General features: G+C 63.1%; 15 protein-coding genes. 10 read left to right on the plus strand and 5 right to left on the minus strand.

Annotation, left to right across the window (positions count from 1 at the left end; genetic code table 11):
- The first annotated feature begins 58 nt into the window (after positions 1–58).
- Positions 59–1426, plus strand: a complete 1368-nt coding sequence (gorA, locus tag HNO82_RS08515; protein ID WP_175343385.1) for a glutathione-disulfide reductase — start codon at positions 59–61, stop codon at positions 1424–1426.
- Between the two features lie 75 nt (positions 1427–1501).
- Here gorA and HNO82_RS08520 read toward each other — a convergent pair whose 3' ends face one another.
- Positions 1502–2764, minus strand: a complete 1263-nt coding sequence (locus tag HNO82_RS08520) for a phospholipase A (protein WP_249776962.1) — start codon at positions 2762–2764, stop codon at positions 1502–1504.
- A gap of 499 nt (positions 2765–3263) precedes the next feature.
- Between HNO82_RS08520 and HNO82_RS08525 the strand changes: the two genes are divergently transcribed.
- Positions 3264–5390, plus strand: a complete 2127-nt coding sequence (locus HNO82_RS08525) for a putative bifunctional diguanylate cyclase/phosphodiesterase (RefSeq protein WP_175343387.1) — start codon at positions 3264–3266, stop codon at positions 5388–5390.
- 197 nt (positions 5391–5587) lie between these two features.
- On the opposite strand, the gene HNO82_RS08530 is transcribed toward HNO82_RS08525, so the two are convergent.
- Genes HNO82_RS08530 through wrbA form a run of 3 tightly spaced genes read right to left on the minus strand, consistent with a single transcriptional unit; the run spans position 5588 to position 8077 of the window.
- Positions 5588–6994: an FAD-binding oxidoreductase gene (locus tag HNO82_RS08530; RefSeq protein WP_175343388.1), complete on the minus strand. Its 1407-nt coding sequence runs from the start codon at positions 6992–6994 to the stop codon at positions 5588–5590.
- 52 nt (positions 6995–7046) lie between these two features.
- Positions 7047–7439 (minus strand): DUF2069 domain-containing protein, encoded by a 393-nt coding sequence (locus tag HNO82_RS08535; RefSeq protein WP_008330879.1) that lies wholly within the window; start codon positions 7437–7439, stop codon positions 7047–7049.
- Positions 7436–8077 (minus strand): NAD(P)H:quinone oxidoreductase, encoded by a 642-nt coding sequence (gene wrbA, locus HNO82_RS08540; protein ID WP_008330878.1) that lies wholly within the window; start codon positions 8075–8077, stop codon positions 7436–7438. Before wrbA ends, HNO82_RS08535 begins: the two co-directional genes overlap by 4 nt.
- 275 nt (positions 8078–8352) lie before the next feature.
- Between wrbA and HNO82_RS08545 the strand changes: the two genes are divergently transcribed.
- Positions 8353–9705, plus strand: coding sequence for a YihY family inner membrane protein (locus tag HNO82_RS08545; protein WP_249776963.1), 1353 nt, complete (start codon positions 8353–8355; stop codon positions 9703–9705).
- Between the two features lie 56 nt (positions 9706–9761).
- Here the strand turns inward: HNO82_RS08545 and HNO82_RS08550 are convergent, their stop codons facing one another.
- Positions 9762–10082 (minus strand): Mpo1-like protein, encoded by a 321-nt coding sequence (locus HNO82_RS08550; RefSeq protein WP_008330876.1) that lies wholly within the window; start codon positions 10080–10082, stop codon positions 9762–9764.
- Between the two features lie 314 nt (positions 10083–10396).
- Here HNO82_RS08550 and HNO82_RS08555 point away from each other — a divergent pair, with 314 nt between their 5' ends.
- The 7 genes from HNO82_RS08555 to leuD all read left to right on the plus strand — a co-directional run bounded on the left by HNO82_RS08555 (position 10397) and on the right by leuD (position 17671).
- Entirely contained in the window at positions 10397–10858 is a 462-nt protein-coding gene (locus HNO82_RS08555; RefSeq protein ID WP_008330875.1) for a CBS domain-containing protein, read from the plus strand.
- 170 nt (positions 10859–11028) lie between these two features.
- A complete protein-coding gene (locus tag HNO82_RS08560) occupies positions 11029–12918 on the plus strand; it encodes an MFS transporter (protein WP_175343390.1) in 1890 nt (629 codons plus the stop codon).
- 96 nt (positions 12919–13014) lie between these two features.
- Positions 13015–14103, plus strand: a complete 1089-nt coding sequence (gene aroC, locus HNO82_RS08565) for a chorismate synthase (RefSeq protein WP_175343391.1) — start codon at positions 13015–13017, stop codon at positions 14101–14103.
- Between the two features lie 174 nt (positions 14104–14277).
- Positions 14278–15099, plus strand: coding sequence for a M48 family metallopeptidase (locus HNO82_RS08570; RefSeq protein ID WP_008330872.1), 822 nt, complete (start codon positions 14278–14280; stop codon positions 15097–15099).
- A 234-nt stretch (positions 15100–15333) separates the two neighbouring features.
- On the plus strand, positions 15334–16734 hold the full coding sequence (gene leuC / locus HNO82_RS08575; RefSeq protein WP_175343392.1) for a 3-isopropylmalate dehydratase large subunit: 1401 nt from the start codon (positions 15334–15336) through the stop codon (positions 16732–16734).
- A gap of 36 nt (positions 16735–16770) precedes the next feature.
- The gene (locus HNO82_RS08580; protein WP_175343393.1) at positions 16771–16902 is read left to right on the plus strand and encodes an entericidin A/B family lipoprotein; all 132 of its coding nucleotides are present in this window, start codon (positions 16771–16773) and stop codon (positions 16900–16902) included.
- 121 nt (positions 16903–17023) lie between these two features.
- On the plus strand, positions 17024–17671 hold the full coding sequence (gene leuD, locus HNO82_RS08585; protein WP_008330867.1) for a 3-isopropylmalate dehydratase small subunit: 648 nt from the start codon (positions 17024–17026) through the stop codon (positions 17669–17671).
- Positions 17672–17698 lie beyond the last annotated feature (27 nt).

Consider the following 17698-nt stretch of genomic DNA (forward strand, 5'->3'; position numbering starts at 1 on the left):
GACGCAAAGACCAACAATGGGCGTAGCCAGGGGGCTGCGGCCACTCTCTGGAGAAACCATGAGCCAATACGATTACGACCTCTTCACCATCGGCGGCGGTTCCGGCGGCGTGCGCGCGGCGCGCTTCGCCGGTCAGGCCGGGGCCCGCGTGGGCCTGGCCGAGAAGGGCGATCTGGGCGGCACCTGCGTCAACGTCGGCTGCATTCCCAAGAAGCTGATGTCCTACAGCGCCCATTTCCACGAGGATTTCGCCGATGCCGCCGGTTACGGCTGGACCTTGCACGGCCAGCCCACCTTCGACTGGTCGGCCCTGATTGCCAACAAGGATCGCGAGATCGCCCATCTCAACGATATCTACCAGCGCCTGCTCGACGGTGCCAATGTGAGCCTGCATCGCGGCTTTGCCACGGTGGAGGATGCGCACACCGTCAGCGTCGAGGGCAAGCGCTTCACTGCCCGCCACATCCTGGTGGCCACCGGCGGCCATCCCGAGAAGCCGCAGATCCCGGGCAGCGAGCTGGGCATCACCTCAGATGATTTCTTCCACCTCAAGGGCCTGCCGAAACGCGCGGTGGTGCTGGGCGGTGGCTATATCGCAGTGGAGCTGGCATCCATCCTGAATGGTCTGGGCACCGAGGTCACGCTGGTCTATCGCCGCGAACGCCTGCTGCGCAACATGGATGCGGACCTGGGTATCCACCTGGCCGATGAAATGGCCAAGAAGGGTATCCGCCTGGTCTTCGATGCCAGCATCGCCGCCATCGAAGCACCCCATGCGGGTGAGGACAGCGTCAAGCAGGTGCGCCTGACCAACGGCGAGACCCTGGCCGCCGAGTGCGTGCTCTTTGCCACCGGACGCACGCCCAATACGCGCGGGCTGGGGCTGGAGAAGGCCGGTGTCACGCTCAAGGACAACGGCGCCGTGGTGGTCAATGAGCAATTCGAGAGCAGCGTCGCCTCGATCCTGGCCGTGGGCGACGTGATCGATCGCGTGGCCCTGACGCCGGTCGCCCTGGCCGAGGCGATGGTGGTGGTGGCGCGTCTGTTCGGCAAGGGCGAACGGGTCATGTCCTATCGCAACATTCCGACAGCAGTCTTCAGTCATCCCAATGTGGGCACCGTGGGACTGACCGAAGAACAGGCGCGTCGCGAGCATGGTGAAGTAAAAATCTTCAGAACGGACTTCAAGCCGCTCAAGAACACCCTCTCGCGCAATACCGAACGCACCTTCATGAAGCTTGTGGTCGATTCCAGGACCGACCGGGTACTCGGCGTCCACATGGTCGGCAGCGATGCCGGCGAAGTGATCCAGGGCTTTGCGGTAGCCCTGCAATGCGGCGCTACCAAGGCGCAGTTCGACAGCACCATCGGCATCCATCCGACCTCGGCCGAGGAGTTCGTGACCATGCGCACACCCGTGGCCTGAGTCCGCCATCGTCGCGCAGAGCAAAAAGGGGATGCAGCCGCATCCCCTTTTTGCATCAGGCCCGATATGCAGGGCTCATCGCCATAGCGCATAGCCGATGCGCAGTTGCGGATGGTCCTTCTGGTTGTAGGTCAGCAGGCTCTCGCCATAGCCGTAGAAGTAGCTGGCCATGAGGTAGCCGGCGGTGCCCGGCAGCAGACGCGAGAGCGGGTAGGTGAGCTGGGTTTCGGCGCTGTACTTGCCACCGAGCTTGCCCTTGCGCAGCGTGGTCGCCACTTCCATTCCATCGGGTTTTCCATAGGCCAGTTTCAGGTCCAGGTGGCCGCGATAGTCGGCGATGTCGGGATTGTCGCGGGTGGGGCCGAGATAGGCATAGACCTTGGGCGCGACCTTGAAGTGATAGTCGTTCAGATTGCCGAAGTTGAAGGTCGGCTCGACGAAATAGGTGTTGATGCTGCGCGAGGCGGTACCGTCGCGGCCATTGGATTCATGTTCCAGGCCGGTGGCGATGCCGATACGGCTGAAGACGCCGTTCTGGATGCCCACGTCGGGCAGGTAGTAATACAGGCTCGGACGATAGCTGGTATCGCGGAAGGGCGCCGAGGGCGCCGACAGGTCCCATAGCGAGAATTGCGTATAGCCCAGATAGAGATTGTCGAGCAGGCTGCGCGAGCGCGGATCGTCCGGTACGAACACGCGGAACTTGAAACTGAGCTGGAAGCGGGCATTGGTGTCGCCATTGTTGTGGCCCACCGTGAAATACATCGGCTCATTGAAGGACAGCCGACGATTGTTGGAGAGGATGTCTTCGGCCGCCGGGGCGCTGTCGGTGGGCGAGGCATTGGCGCCGGGTGTGAGTACCGTGGCCGAGGGCGCCACCGGTGCCACCTTGCTGGTCGAATCGACCAGCGGCGTGTTGATCAGGTCGGGCGATTCCGGCAGGGGCCCCAGCGAGGCATCCGGACGTACCACCGCCACCAGCACCGGCGAGGCATCGATGCCGATGGGCTCGATGCGCACCATGCCGCGCAGGCGGCGCGGCAGCTCGCCGCGATACCGTACCTTGCGGAATTGCCCTTGTTTGAGGGTCAGGCTGTCCTCGCCATCGACGCGCCGCAGGGCGATCTGCTGCGGCGGAATCATGTCGGCCGAGGCCGCCACCAGCAGCGTGGCGGGCAACTGGTAAGTGCGTTCGGTCTGCTCATCCTCGGCGACCAGCAGGGTCAGTTCCAGTGGCTTGCTGGCGTCGATACGCTTGGGCGGCTGCACCATCGAGATGCCGGCCTGCGCTGGCGCAGCCAGCCACCAGGGCGCGGCCAGACCGCACAGGGCCAGCATCACGCGGCGCGACAGGCGATTGCGCACTGGCAGACACTCTTTTTCCGGGCGCGGGCGAGATTGGGATAAGCTGAGCATATTGTCCTTGTTGTCAGTTTGTTGTGTTTTGGTGACTTTTTGTTTTGTTGCAGATTGTCCTGTGGCGTGCGGCGCCTGCCAGGCTGCAATGCGCGCACTGCCGTGTGAACAGATCGATGGCATTGCATAAAGTTGCCATTTCATCGTCATCTTCTGCGCATGGGATGCCCGGCATGCGCGCAATATGGGACGGACGATCATTCCGGGTTGCACACGGTCGATGACTGTTGCCGGTATGCCTCGTCCAGGAGACGATTGTTCACCTGAAAATGGCAACATGACAACGGGTATTTCCTGATTGTGTGACAATGCGGCGCCTTCTAAGCTTCATGGCAAGTCGTTCATGTTGCCAAGCTGTCTGCCTTTTTTCCTTTTGGCGACGTTTGCTCAATTGATGTCCTGATACGCACTACCTATCGACATGCTCATCGCTACCTACGACAAGCTGCTGGTTGTCGTCTCGCTGCTGGTTGCCATCCTCGCCTCTTATACGGCGCTGGATATGGCCGAGCGCATCAGTACCACCAGTCACCTGCACTCGCGCGCGGCGCGCTTCTGGCTGACCGGTGGTGCGGTGGCCATGGGCGTCGGTATCTGGTCGATGCACTTCATCGGCATGCTGGCCTTCCGCTTGCCCATCGCGCTGGGCTATGACGCCTGGATCACGCTGCTCTCGCTGCTCATCGCCGTGGCCACCTCCGGCTTTGCGCTGTGGATCGTCACCCGCAGCGAGCTGCCGCTGCGGCGGCTTCTGGGCAGTGCGCTGCTCATGGGCATGGGCATTGCCGGCATGCACTACACCGGCATGGCGGCCATGCGTATGCAGCCCGGTATCGATTACGACCTGGGACTGTTCGCGGCCTCTATTCTGATCGCCGTGGCGGCGTCGGCGGCGGCGCTGTGGATCGCTTTCAGCCTGCGCAGGAATACGCCGCACGTGAGGGCGGCCCGTGCCGGTGCCTCGGTGGTGATGGGCGTGGCCATCGTCGGCATGCACTACACCGGCATGGCGGCCGCCACTTTCCCCATGGGTTCAGTGTGCATGTCCGCGCGCGAGGGCGTGGGCACGGGCTGGCTGGCGATCCTCATCATCGTGGTCACGCTGGCGGTGCTCAGCATCGCCTTGCTGACCTCGGTGCTGGATGCACGGCTGGAGTCGCGCACCGCCAAGCTGGCGCGTTCCCTGGCCGAAGCCAATGAAGAACTGACGCAGATGGTGCTGCACGACCAACTGACCCGGCTGCCCAACCGCACCTTGCTGGAAGACCGGCTGACCCAGGCCATCAACAAGGCCGCGCGCAGCCGGGGACATTTCGCGCTGATGTTCATGGACCTGGATGGCTTCAAGGCCATCAACGATTCGCTCGGCCATCATGTGGGCGACCGCCTGCTGGTGGAGGTGGCGCAGCGTCTGACCGGGGCCATGCGCGCGCATGATACGGTGGCGCGCCTGGGCGGAGACGAATTCGTCATCCTGGTCGAACTGGGCCAGCCGGAAGACGCCATGCCGGTGGCCGAGAAGCTGGTGGAGGTGATCAACCTGCCGTTCCGCCTGGCCGAGCAGGATTTGCGCGTCTCGGCCAGCGTGGGCATTGCCATCTATCCGGAAGATGGCGCCACGCGCCACGACCTGGTCATCAATGCCGATGCCGCGATGTATCACACCAAGCGCGCCGGTCGCAACGGCTACAACTTCTTCGAACCCTCGATGAATGCCAATGCGCAGCACCAGCTGCAATGGCTGCAGGATTTGCGGGTGGCGCTCGAGCGCAAGCAGTTCCGGCTGGTCTACCAGCCCAAGTTCAGCCTGCCCGACGGCCCGGTGCTGGGCGCCGAGGCGCTGTTGCGCTGGCAGCATCCGCAGCGCGGACTGGTGGGGCCGGATGAATTCATCGGCCTGGCCGAGCGCTCCGGCCTCATCATCCCGATCGGCGCCTGGGTGCTGGATGAAGCCTGTCGCCAGATGCACGAGTGGCTGGCCCTGGGTTACACGCACTGGAAGATCGCGGTCAACCTGTCGCCGGTGCAGTTTGCCGATCCGCATCTGCTGGAGGTGGTGTGCGCTGCGCTGGAGAAACACCAGCTGCCGCCTTCGAGCCTGACGCTGGAGGTGACCGAATCGACGGCCATGAGCAATACCGAGCAAAGCCTGCAGACGCTGCAGAAGATCGCCGACCTGGGCGTGGAGATTTCCATCGACGATTTCGGTACCGGCTATTCCAGCCTGCTGTACCTGAAGCGCCTGCCGGCCAATGAATTGAAGATCGATCGCGGTTTCGTGCGCGATCTCAGCGAGGGCACCGAGGATGCCGCCATTGTCTCGGCCATCGTCGCCCTGGGCCGCACGCTGAACCTGCGTATCGTGGCCGAAGGCGTGGAGACCGAGCGCCAGCAGCAGTTCCTGCATGAGGCCGGATGCGACGCCCTGCAGGGCTATCTGCTGGGACGACCGATGGCGCCGGACCTGTTCTTGCAGACCATGCGCGAGCAGACCCAGGACCAGACGAGGCTGCCCACGGAGCACGCGCAGCACAAGACGGCGGCCTGAATTCACAAATTGGCCGTGGCATCGCCTGCTATTCCTCGGATTGGAAAAGCGAGCTTGATGCAAAGATCACGACATAGGGAAACGCAAAGCAGGCCAGCGTTTCAGGCAGGCTCCTGAGGGGGAGGTTGGGGCGGACGGCTCGTAGTGGCGTCCGTCCCTTTTTGTTGTGCGTGCCTGACGAGTGCGTCAAACGGGCCTCACAGCACCTTGCCCGGATTCATCAGGTGCTGCGGGTCCAGCGCCTGCTTGATGGCGCGCATCAGGCGCAATTCCACCGGCGACTTGTAGCGCAGGATTTCCTCGCGCTTCAAGGCCCCCAATCCGTGCTCTGCCGAGATCGAGCCGCCGAAGCGGTCCACGCTGTCATGCACCACGCGGTTGATGTCGCCCTGGCGCGCCAGAAAGTCGGCATCGGCCACGCCCAGCGGCGGCGAGACGTTGTAGTGCAGGTTGCCATCGCCCAGGTGGCCGAAACTGACCATGCGGCAACCCGGCGCCGTCTCCTGCACCAGGGCGTCGGTCACTTCCATGAAGTCGGCGATGCGCGAGATCGGCACCGAGATGTCGTGCTTGATGTTCTTGCCTTCATGCGCCTGCGCCATCGAGATGCTTTCGCGCAGTCGCCACAGCGACCGGGATTGCGCCAGCGAGGCGGCGATCACGGCATCGTCGACCAGCCCCTCGTCGAGGGCCTCGCCGATCAGGGTTTCGAAGAGGGTGCGGGCGTGTTCTTCGGATTCGTTGTCCGACAGTTCCAGCAGGACGTATTGCGGATGCGCCTGCGCAAAGGGCAGGCGCTGCTCGGGGAAATGCTTGCAGACCAGTTGCAGGCAGAAGTGCGACATCAGTTCGAATCCGGTGAGCGCCGAGCCGCAGCGCGCTTGCGCCCGCTGCAACAGCTGCAAGGCCTGCGCCGGGGTCTGCAGCGCCACCAGGGCAGTCAATTGCGCGCGCGGTTGCGGGAACAATTTGAGCACGGCAGCGGTGATGATGCCCAGCGTACCTTCGGCGCCGATGAAGAGGTCGCGCAGGTCGTAGCCGGTATTGTCCTTGCGCAGGCCCTTGAGGCTGCTCATGACTTCGCCCGCGGCCGTGACCACTTCCAGCCCCAGGCACAGTTCGCGCGTGTTGCCATAGCGCAGCACGCCGGTGCCACCGGCATTGGTGGAGAGATTGCCGCCGATGGTGCAACTGCCTTCGGCCGCCAGCGACAGCGGGAACAGACGCTGCACCGCCGCCGCCTGCTCCTGCAGGTGTTGCAGCACGCAACCGGCTTCCACCGTCATCGTATTGTTGATCGGGTCGACCGCGCGGATGCGGTTCAGGCGGCGCAGCGACAGTACCACGGCATTGCCCTGCTGGTCGGGCACGCTGCCCAGCACCAGGCCGGTATTGCCGCCTTGCGGCACCAGCGGCACGGCGTGGCGGGCGCACAGCTGCACCAGCGCCGCCACTTCGGCGCTATCGGCCGGACGCAACACGGCCAGGGCGCGCCCGGTGTAGCGGCCGCGCTGATCGGTCAGGTAGCCGGCGGTGTCGGCAGCATCGGTGAGGACATGGGCGGCGCCGATGGCGGCCCGGCAGGCATCGAGGAATTCAGTCATGAAAGCGGCGCGCGCCACCTTGAGTGGCGCGCCTTGGTCGGGACAGAGGTGCTTACTGGGAGGCTTTCTGGATCGCCTGGCGGGCGATTTCCTTGGCGGCCTTCTTGAACGGATGCAGATAGGCCAGTGCGCAGAAGAAATACAGCGTCGTCAGCGCCACTTCCACCCAGGCCAGCATGGCCGAGGTGTGCACGCTGTCGCTGGTGGCGCGTACCAGGCCTTCGGCCAGGTAGACCAGGATCAGCATGGAGGACCATTGCAGCGTGTAGACATCGCGCTTCAAGACCCCGCGCAGCGGCAGCAGCAGCGGCAATACCTTCAACACCATCCATGAGCCGCCCGGTCGCAGCGGCGCCAGCACCAGTTCCCACGCCAGGCAGAGCAGGATCAGGGCGATCAGACCGGAGCTGGCTCCGAGATGGAAGTAGCGCGCATGGCTGTTCATGATGGTCTCCGTAATTTGATGGCGTTTTCTGCCAGCCGTTTGCCCAGCGCGATGGCCAGAGAGCGCGAGTCGTCCGACAGCGGCTGGTTGCCGTTGACGCCCGCCCAGTGGCTGGCGCCGTAAGGCGTGCCGCCGCTGGAAGTGTTCATCAGTTCGGGATGCGAATAGGGCAGGCCCACGATGAGCATGCCATGGTGCAGCAGCGGCAGCATCATGCTCAAGAGCGTCGATTCCTGGCCGCCATGCAGACTGCCGGTCGAGGTGAAGACGCAGGCCGGCTTGCCCGCCAGGGTGCCGGAGAGCCATTGCGGCGAGGTGCCGTCCCAGAAATACTTCATGGCGGAGGCCATGTTGCCAAAGCGCGTGGGCGAGCCCAGGGCCAGGCCGTCGCACTCGGCCAGGTCGGTGGCTTCCACGTAGGGCGCGCCGGATGCAGGGACGTCCGGTTCCACCGCCTCGGTGACGGTGGAGACCGCCGGCACGGTGCGCAGGCGGGCGTCGCAGCCGGGCACGCTTTCCACACCCTGGGCGATCAGCTCGGCCAGCTTGCGGGTGGCGCCATGGCGCGAATAGTAGAGCACCAGGATGGTGGCGTTGGAAGAAGCGTTCACGGCAATCGCAGTCGGGGAGGTGGTCATGTGACTTATTATATTTCCGTTCTTTTGTACCCAGACAGCAGGAAAAGGCAGTGTAGATCAGCTTTTTCTTCATCTGTACTTCATCTACACCAAGGGGAAGCAGAAACTTTCTTCCCCCTGTGCGTTTTTGCGGGATTTTGCCGTCCGCTTGGGCGATAATCGCCAAACTTGCCGTCATGCGGCGTGATTCAACCCCGATGGGACGGCGCATCTGCTGGTGCGGCGTCCCCGATGAAGTCGAACGGATGTCTTCTTTGCGTATTTCCTTGTCCCGTATGCGTGGTCTGACCCGTGAACAGTTCCGCGACCTGTTGCGCTTCGCCGGCCAGCGGCTGCGCGAGGACCGCCTGCCGCAAGTGGCCGGCAGCCTGACCTTCACCACCATCCTCTCGCTGGTGCCGATGCTGACCATCGCGCTGGCGCTGTTTACGGCCTTCCCGCTGTTCTCGACCTTCCGCGCCTCGCTGGAAGCCTATTTCGTCGACAACCTCATGCCCAAGGGCGTAGCCAACACCATTCTCGGCTACCTGAACCAGTTCGCCGCCAAGTCGGCGCGCATCTCGGCCGTGGGCGGGGTGCTGCTGATCCTGACGTCGGTCTTGACCATGTCCACCATCGAGAGCGTGTTCAACCAGATCTGGCGCGTCAAGAAGTCGCGTCCGCTGGTACAGCGGGTGCTGGTGTACTGGGCCATCATCACGCTGGGGCCGTTGCTGATCGGGGTCTCCATCAGCGTGACCTCGTATCTTTCAAGCGCCACCGGCGGCGCCGTCAGAAGCCTGCCGTGGCTGGGGGCGAGCTTCTATACCCTGGTCTCGCTGATGTTCTCCACGCTGGCCTACACGCTGCTCTACAGCACCGTGCCCAACCAGACCGTGGACTGGCGCGATGCGGCCGCCGGCGGCCTGTTGGCCGGTATCGGCCTGGAAATCGCCAAGCGGCTCTTCGCCGCCTACATCCTGCAGTTCCCGACCTACACCATGGTCTATGGCACGGTGGCGGTGCTGCCGATCTTCCTGGTGTGGATCTACATGATGTGGATGATCACCCTCTTCGGTGCACTGCTCACGGCAGCATTGCCAGTGGTGCGTTATGAGCGCTGGTGGCACGTGCCCTCACCGGGCGCGGAATTCATCGATGCGGTCAAGGTCCTGAAATTCCTGCATGCGGCGCGGGTGGGCGTGGAGTCCGCCGTGGTCAGCATGGATGAGGTGCGCCGCGCCACCAGGCTGGGGCTGGGAGAACTGCAGCAACTGCTCTCGCGCATGAGCGAAGAGGGCTGGGTGGCCTCGGTCAAGCCCGATGCGGACAGCCGCAACCGTCGCGGCTGGAACCGCCGCATCACCGATGACATGGACCGCTGGACGCTGGTGGCCAATCCCGGCACCATCCAGCTGGCGCGGGTGTATCGCCTGTTCGTGTTCGACCCGGCGGTACTGGCCCAGGCCGGTGAGGAAGAAGCCCTGGTGAGCAGGGTGGAAGAAGCCATCAATACCGTGCTGGGGCAATCGCTGCAACAGTATTGCCAGGCTGGCCGGGAGGCCGAGCAGGAGGTCGCGGCGACCGTGGCCGCCATGCCCCACGCAGCCGTACCGCTGGAAGCGCGGCGGCGCCTGTGGGAAAGATGAGGCGACCCGAGACCAGCCCCCCGGATCGGCCGATGTTGGCTCTGATATGAAGTTTTCTAAAACGAGACTTGTCCGGTCAGCATTTGCCAGTACATCACCCAATCCCCCATGAAGGAATAGACCGGATGACGGAAGGTGGCTGGCTGGTTCTTCTCCACCATGAAATGCCCGACCCAGGCAAAACCGTAGCCACAGAACAGTGCCACCGCCAGCCACCACCACTGATGCGTGATCAGCAGCAGCAACAGGCTCAGCAGCGCCAGCGTCGACCCGAGGAAATGCAGCTGCCGGTTGACCCGGTGCGCGTGCTCGCTCAGGTAGGTCGGATAGAACTCGCTGAAACTGGCGTAATGGCGTTCGGGCAGGGTGGCAGCCATGGTCTTCTCCGGAGAGTCCTGACCTCTCCAGATTAGTCAGCAGCGCGCTCGTTTGCAATCCTTGTGCTGAAGCAAGCTTCAGCTATCAAATGCAAATTCTGTACGGAAATACTGCGCAGCAGCGTCTTTGCGGGTTGCCCAAATGTCGCCCTTGCCCGTACCATGTGTTTTCCTTCCTGCAAAGCAGGCGTGGAGGAGGCATCCAGAGCGGCTGCGGTCAGGATCAGTTATCCTGTTGCCCCCATGAATTGGATTTTCCCGGCGTCATCGCCTACAGTCAAAACAGCTTCATATAACCAAACCAGGACGACATCATGAAAGTCTCTGAAATCCTCAAGGTCAAAGGCAACATCCTCTTCACCGTCACGCCGGATACCCCGATTCAGGAGGCCGTGGCCGCCATGGCCGAGAAAGACATCGGCTCGCTGGTCGTCATGGAATACGGCGACCTGGTCGGCATGCTGACCTTCCGCGAAGTGCTGCTGACGCTGCACAAGAACGGTGGCGAGCTGGGCGGCTCGACCGTGCGCAAGCACATGAACGATGCGCCCATCACCGTGACCCCCGATACCGACCTCAACGAAGTGCGCCGCATCATGCTGGAAAAGCACGCGCGCTACGTGCCGGTGATGGAGGCGCGCACGGTGCTGGGCGTGATGTCCTTCTACGACGTGGCCAAGGCGGTGCTGGATGCGCAGGGTTTCGAGAACAAGATGCTCAAGGCCTACATCCGCGACTGGCCGGCCGAGGAAGAAGAGCGCGAAGGCAACAGCTGAGCCTCTGGTGTTGCTCCGGGAGTCCCCGCCTGCCCGGTGCAGGCGGCGCTGTCATGACCGTTCCTGCTGGAGCGGTTTTTTATTGTTCCGCGCTTCCTGCCCTTTGGTGTTGTTGTCAATCCTGTCTGATGCAGCGTAGGCTGCCCGCTTTCTCCCTCACCTGATTGCCCATGCAAAAGAACAGCCAGTTCACGCTTTTCACTCAACGGCGCTTCGCTCCCTTCTTCTGGACCCAGTTCCTCGGCGCCCTGAATGACAACGTGTTCAAGACGGCGCTGCTGACCATCCTCACCTATGACGCGCTGGCGTGGACGGACATGGATCCGGGCCTGCTCAACAACCTCATTCCGGGTTTGTTCATCCTGCCGTTCTTCCTGTTCTCGGCCACCTCCGGCCAACTGGCCGACAAGCTGGAAAAGGGCAGGGTGGCGCGCTTCGTGAAGCTGCTCGAAATCGCCATCATGGGCATCGCCGCCTATGGCTGGATGACGCATCACCTGTGGCTGCTCATTGCCGCAGTGGTGGGCATGGGCATCCATTCCACTCTGTTCGGACCGGTGAAATACGCCTATTTGCCGCAGCAGTTGAGGCGCGAGGAGCTGGTGGGCGGCAATGGTCTGATCGAGATGGGTACCTTCGTCGGCATCCTGCTGGGCGAAATCCTGGGCGCGGTGCTGGTGGTACACAAGCCCTGGGGCCTGCACCTGGTGGCCGGCATCACCATCGGCATTGCCGTGCTGGGCTGGCTGGCGAGCCTGCGCATTCCGCTCTCGCCGGCCCCCGTGCCGGAGTTGAAGGTGAACTGGAATCCCTTCACCGAGACCGTGCGCAACATCGGTTTTTCGCGCCGCAACCGGCCGGTGTTCCTGTCGCTCTTGGGCAATTCCTGGTTCTGGTTCTATGGCGCCATCATGCTGGCGCAATTCCCGGTCTACGCGAAGAATTACCTGCATGGCGACCACAGCGTCTTCGTGCTGCTGCTGGCGGTGTTCTCGGTCGGTATCGGCGTCGGTTCGCTGCTGTGCGAGCGGCTCTCCGGCCACAAGGTGGAAATCGGGCTGGTGCCCTTCGGCTCGATTGGCCTCTCGGTGTTCGGGCTGGAACTGTATTTCGCCAGTCAGGCGTACGTCACTCCATCGGCCATGCTGGACCTGGGCGGCTTCCTGGCGCAGGGCGGCAGCTGGCGCATTCTGGTCGATTGCCTCGGCATCGGCCTGTTCGGCGGGCTCTACATCGTGCCGCTGTTTGCGCTCATCCAGACCCGCTGCGACCCGGCCCACGTCTCCCGCACCATCGCCGGGATGAACATCATGAATGCGCTCTTCATGGTGGTGTCGGCCCTGGTGGCGATGGTGTTGTTGAAGGCGGGGCTGACCATTCCGCAGATCTTCCTGGCCACGGCCATCATGAATGGCGTGGTGGCGGTCTACATCTTCTCGCTGGTGCCGGAGTTCCTGATCCGCTTCCTGGCCTGGATCCTGATCCATACCTTCTATCGCGTGCGCATCATCAATGGCCAGGCCATTCCTGAGGAGGGGCCGGCGGTGCTGGTGTGCAATCACGTCAGCTACGTGGATGCGATCGCCATCATGGCGGCCAGCCCGCGTCCGGTGCGCTTCGTGATGGATCACCAGATATTCAGGATTCCGGTGATGTCCTGGCTGTTCCGCAACGTGCGGGCCATCCCGATTGCACCGGTCAAGGAAGACCCGTGGCTGACCGAAAAAGCCTTCGTCGATATCGCCCAGGCCCTGCATGAAGGGGAGCTGGTGTGCATCTTCCCGGAAGGCAAGCTGACCCGCGATGGCGAGATCAACCCCTTCAAGGGCGGCGTGCAGAAGATCATCGACCGCAGCCCGGTGCCGGTCTTGCCCATGGCCTTGCGCGGGCTGTGGGGCAGCCTGTTCTCGCGCGACCCCAGCAATCCGGTGGCGCGCACCTTCAAGCGCGGACTGTTCTCGCGCCTGGAATTGGCAGTGGGCGAGCCGATCGCGCCCGCAGCGGTCAGCCCGGAGGGCCTGCAGGAGCAGGTCAGGGTGCTGCGCGGCGACTGGAAATAAGCCTGCCGGGGCGAGCGCGCCGCCTGGCGCGGCTCGTCGGCAGCCCCCGAGGCTGGTAGAATCGCGGCTTCCCCCATTTTTTGCGCGAATTCCATCATGTCCGGCAATACCTTCGGCACGCTCTTCACCGTCACCACTTTCGGCGAATCCCACGGCCCGGCCATCGGCTGCGTGATCGATGGCTGTCCCCCAGGCATGACGCTGTCCGAAGCCGATATCCAGCCGGAACTGGACCGCCGCCGTCCCGGCACCTCGCGCCACGTGACCCAGCGTCAGGAGCCGGATACGGTGGAGATCCTCTCCGGCGTCTACGAAGGCAAGACCACCGGCACCCCGATTGCGCTCTTGATCCGCAACCAGGACCAGCGCAGCAAGGACTACGGCAATATTCTGGAGACCTTCCGTCCCGGTCATGCCGACTACACCTACTGGCACAAGTACGGCATCCGCGATCCGCGCGGTGGCGGTCGTTCCTCGGCGCGCCTGACGGCCCCCGTAGTGGGCGCGGCGGCCATCGCCAAGAAGTGGCTGTTCGAGAAGTACGGCACCACTTTCAAGGGCTGCATGAGCCAGCTGGGCGAGATCGCCATTCCCTTCGAGTCCTGGGAGCACGTGCCCGACAACCCCTTCTTTGCCGCCAACGCCAGCATCATCGGGCGCCTGGAAGATTACATGGATGCCCTGCGCAAGGACGGTGACTCCATCGGTGCGCGCATCGACGTGGTGGCGCAGAACGTCCCGGTGGGACTGGGCGAGCCGCTGTACGACAAGCTCGATGCCGAGATCGCCTATGCGCTCATGGGCATCAATGCCGTCAAGGGCGTGGAGATCGGTGCCGGTTTCGCTTCGGTGGCGCAAAAGGGCTCCGAGCACGGCGATGCGCTGACCCCGCAAGGCTTCGTCGGCAACAATGCCGGCGGCATCCTGGGCGGCATCTCGACCGGTCAGGACATCACGGCCTCCATCGCCATCAAGCCGACCTCCAGCATTCGCACGCCGCGCCCGTCCATCGACAAGAACGGCCAGCCGATCTCGGTGGAAACCTTCGGTCGCCACGATCCTTGCGTGGGCATCCGTGCTACGCCCATTGCCGAAGCCATGCTGGCGCTGGTGTTGATGGATCACGCCCTGCGTCATCGCGCACAATGCGGCGATGTGAAGGTGGAGACCCCGGCCCTGCGCTGACAGGCCGGGCAGCCTTGCCAGCAAGCCGGCCATCGCGCATGCGGTCGCCGGTTTTTTCTTGTCTGAAACAATTTGCAAAGAGCCGGGTCGAAGCGGCTCAAGGCTGACTGGCGGCAGCACGCACGCCGGCAGACCGACCCCGGGATCAAGATCAATTATTCAATGGAGGCGGGCATGAAGCTCAACCCTATCGTCAAGAACAGCCTGTTGGCCGCAGCCCTGGTGGGCCTGGTGGCCTGCGAAACCGTACAGACCACCCAGGGCGGTGCCGTCGGCATCGACCGCAAGCAGCAGATGCTGGTGTCCTCGGCCGAGATGGAGGCCGCCTCCACCAAGGAATACGCCCAGGTACTGGCCGAAGCCAAGAGCAAGGGCCTGCTCAATCGCAATGCGGCCCAGGTGCGACGCGTGCGCGCCATTGCCAGTCGCCTGATCCCGCAGACTGGGGTGTTCCGCCCGGATGCCTTGAAGTGGAACTGGGAAGTCAACGTACTGAGCTCCGACGAGACCAATGCCTGGTGCATGCCCGGTGGCAAGATCGCGGTCTACACCGGCCTGATCGACAAGCTCAAGATCACCGACGATGAGCTGGCCGCCGTCATGGGCCACGAGATCGCCCACGCCCTGCGTGAACACGCCCGCGAGCGCGCTTCGCAGCAGGTGGTGGCCAATTCGGCCATCTCGATTGGCGCGGCGCTGCTGGGGCTGGGCGATGTCGGCAAGCAGGGCGGGCAATACCTCTACATGGGCCTGATGGGCTTGCCCAATTCGCGCGCCAATGAAACCGAGGCTGACCGCATCGGCGTGGAACTGGCTGCGCGCGGCGGCTATGACCCCAAGGCCGCCGTCACGCTGTGGCAGAAGATGGCCAGCCTGGGCGGCGACGAGCCGATGAAGTTCATGTCCACCCACCCCTCCAGCAGCGAGCGCATCGCCGACCTGACGGTCTACGCCCAGCGCGTGGAGCCGCTGTACCAGCAGACCCGCAAGCACTGATCCGGGCTGTCCTGCCTGGCGAGCCACCGGCATTTCTTCCAGCTCCGGAAGAAATGCCGGTTTTTTCATGGCTGCCGCACTTGCTGCGCTTTTTCTGCTGCTTTGCAGCATTATTCCCTGTTGTTGCGACGCGGCGGAAAACACGGCGGGGAGGTCAGACCTGTCGCTTTATGGCATAATCAAAAGCTATTTTTCCCGTTCAGCATCCCTTTTTCGATTCCGCCGGACCGCAACATGCTCAAGACGCTCTACGACAAACTCTGGGAGTCGCACGTCGTTCATACGGAAGATGACGGTACCGCCATCCTGTATATCGACCGCCACCTGCTCCATGAAGTGACCAGCCCGCAAGCCTTCGAAGGCCTCAAGCTAGCCGGTCGCCAACCCTGGCGGAACTCGGCCAACCTGATGGTGGCGGACCACAACGTCCCCACCACCGACCGCGCCCAAGGCATCGCCGACCCCATCTCGCGCCTGCAGGTCGAAACCCTGGATGGCAACGCAAAAGAATTCAGCCTGACGTACTTCGGCATGAACGACAAGCGTCAAGGCATCGTGCACGTGATCGGCCCCGAACAGGGCGCCACCTTGCCGGGCATGACGGTGGTCTGCGGTGATTCGCACACTTCCACCCACGGCGCGTTTGCCGCGCTGGCCCACGGCATCGGCACCTCCGAAGTCGAACACGTGCTGGCCACGCAGACCCTGCTGGCGCGCAAGTCCAAGGCCATGCTGGTGCAGGTCGATGGCGCGCTGCCCGCTGGCGTGACCGCCAAGGACATCGTGCTGGCCGTGATCGGCAAGATTGGTACCGCAGGCGGCACCGGCTACGCGATCGAATTCGCTGGCTCGACCATCCGCTCGCTGTCCATGGAAGGCCGCATGACGGTCTGCAACATGGCCATCGAAGCAGGCGCCCGTGCCGGCATGGTGGCCTTCGACGACACCACGCTGGAATACCTGAAGGGTCGTCCCTTCTCGCCCTCCGGCCCGCACTGGGAGCGCGCCGTCTCGTACTGGCGCACGCTGCATTCGGACCCGGGCTCCAGATTCGACATGGTGGTGACCCTGAACGCCGCCGAGATCAAGCCGCAAGTCACCTGGGGCACTTCGCCCGAGATGGTGGTGGCGGTCGACGCCCGCGTCCCTGATCCCGACAAGGAAAAGGATCCGACCAAGCGCGACGGCATGGAAAAGGCGCTGGCCTACATGGCCTTGAAGCCCAATACCCCCATTGAAGATATCCGCATCGACAAGGTCTTCATCGGTTCCTGCACCAACTCCCGCATCGAAGACCTGCGCGAAGCCGCCAAGGTCGTGCGCGGCAAGTTCCGCGCCTCCAATGTCAAGCTGGCGATGGTCGTGCCGGGTTCCGGTCTGGTCAAGGAGCAGGCTGAACGTGAAGGCCTGGACAAGATCTTCCGCGATGCCGGTTTCGAATGGCGCGAACCGGGCTGCTCCATGTGCCTGGCCATGAATGCCGACCGCCTGGAACCGGGCGAGCGCTGCGCTTCGACCTCGAACCGCAATTTCGAAGGTCGTCAGGGTGCCGGTGGTCGTACCCACCTGGTGAGCCCGGCCATGGCAGCCGCAGCGGGCATTGCCGGTCATTTCGTGGATGTGCGTTCGCTGTAATCCCCTGCTTGTGTGAATCTTTTCGAGAGGACAAACATGAAAAAAATCTCCACTCTGGTTCTGCTGGCCGTCACCCTGGGTGCGCTGGCCGGTTGCAATACCGTCAACGGTTTCGGCAAGGATGTCGAAAAGGTCGGCGAAAAGATGCAGGACGCCAGCAAGAAATAAGCAGCAATCAGCAGGATCAGATAGTGCAAGGCTGCGGCCAGTGTGCCGCAGCTTCAGTTTTTGAACAGGAAAGAGGAAGGGCAGGGCAGCGTCACCGCCCCGCCGACCCAAGGTCAAGCTCATGAATAAATTTATCGTGCATGAAGGACTGGTGGCGCCGCTGGATCGCGCCAACGTCGATACCGATGCGATCATCCCCAAGCAGTTCCTGAAGTCGATCAAGCGCAGCGGCTTCGGCCCCAACCTGTTCGACGAATGGCGTTACCTGGATCACGGCGAGCCGGGCATGGACAACAGCAAGCGTCCGCTCAATCCCGATTTCGTGCTCAACCAGGAGCGCTACCAGGGTTCGTCCATCCTGCTGTCGCGCAAGAACTTCGGCTGCGGCTCCTCGCGTGAACACGCGCCGTGGGCGCTGGACCAGTACGGCTTTCGCGCCGTGATCGCGCCCAGCTTCGCCGACATCTTCTTCAACAACTGCTACAAGAACGGTCTGCTGCCCATCGTCCTGAGCGAGCAGCAGGTCGATCACCTGTTCAATGAAGTCAAGGCCTTCCCGGGCTATCGACTGGTCATCGACCTGGAAAAGCAGACCGTCAGCACCACCAATGGCAGTGCCGTCTATCCGTTCGAGATCAGCGAATTCCGCAAGTACTGCCTGTTGAACGGCTTCGACGACATTGGCCTGACCCTACGCAAAGCCGACACCATTCGTGCCTACGAAGAGAAACACCTGCACGAACAGCCCTGGCTGAGCAACACGATCTGAAGTGATCGTCGAGACAACAGCAAAGGG

The sequence above is a fragment of the Herbaspirillum sp. C9C3 genome, from assembly GCF_013359625.1.
Classification (GTDB): Bacteria; Pseudomonadota; Gammaproteobacteria; order Burkholderiales; family Burkholderiaceae_D; genus Herbaspirillum.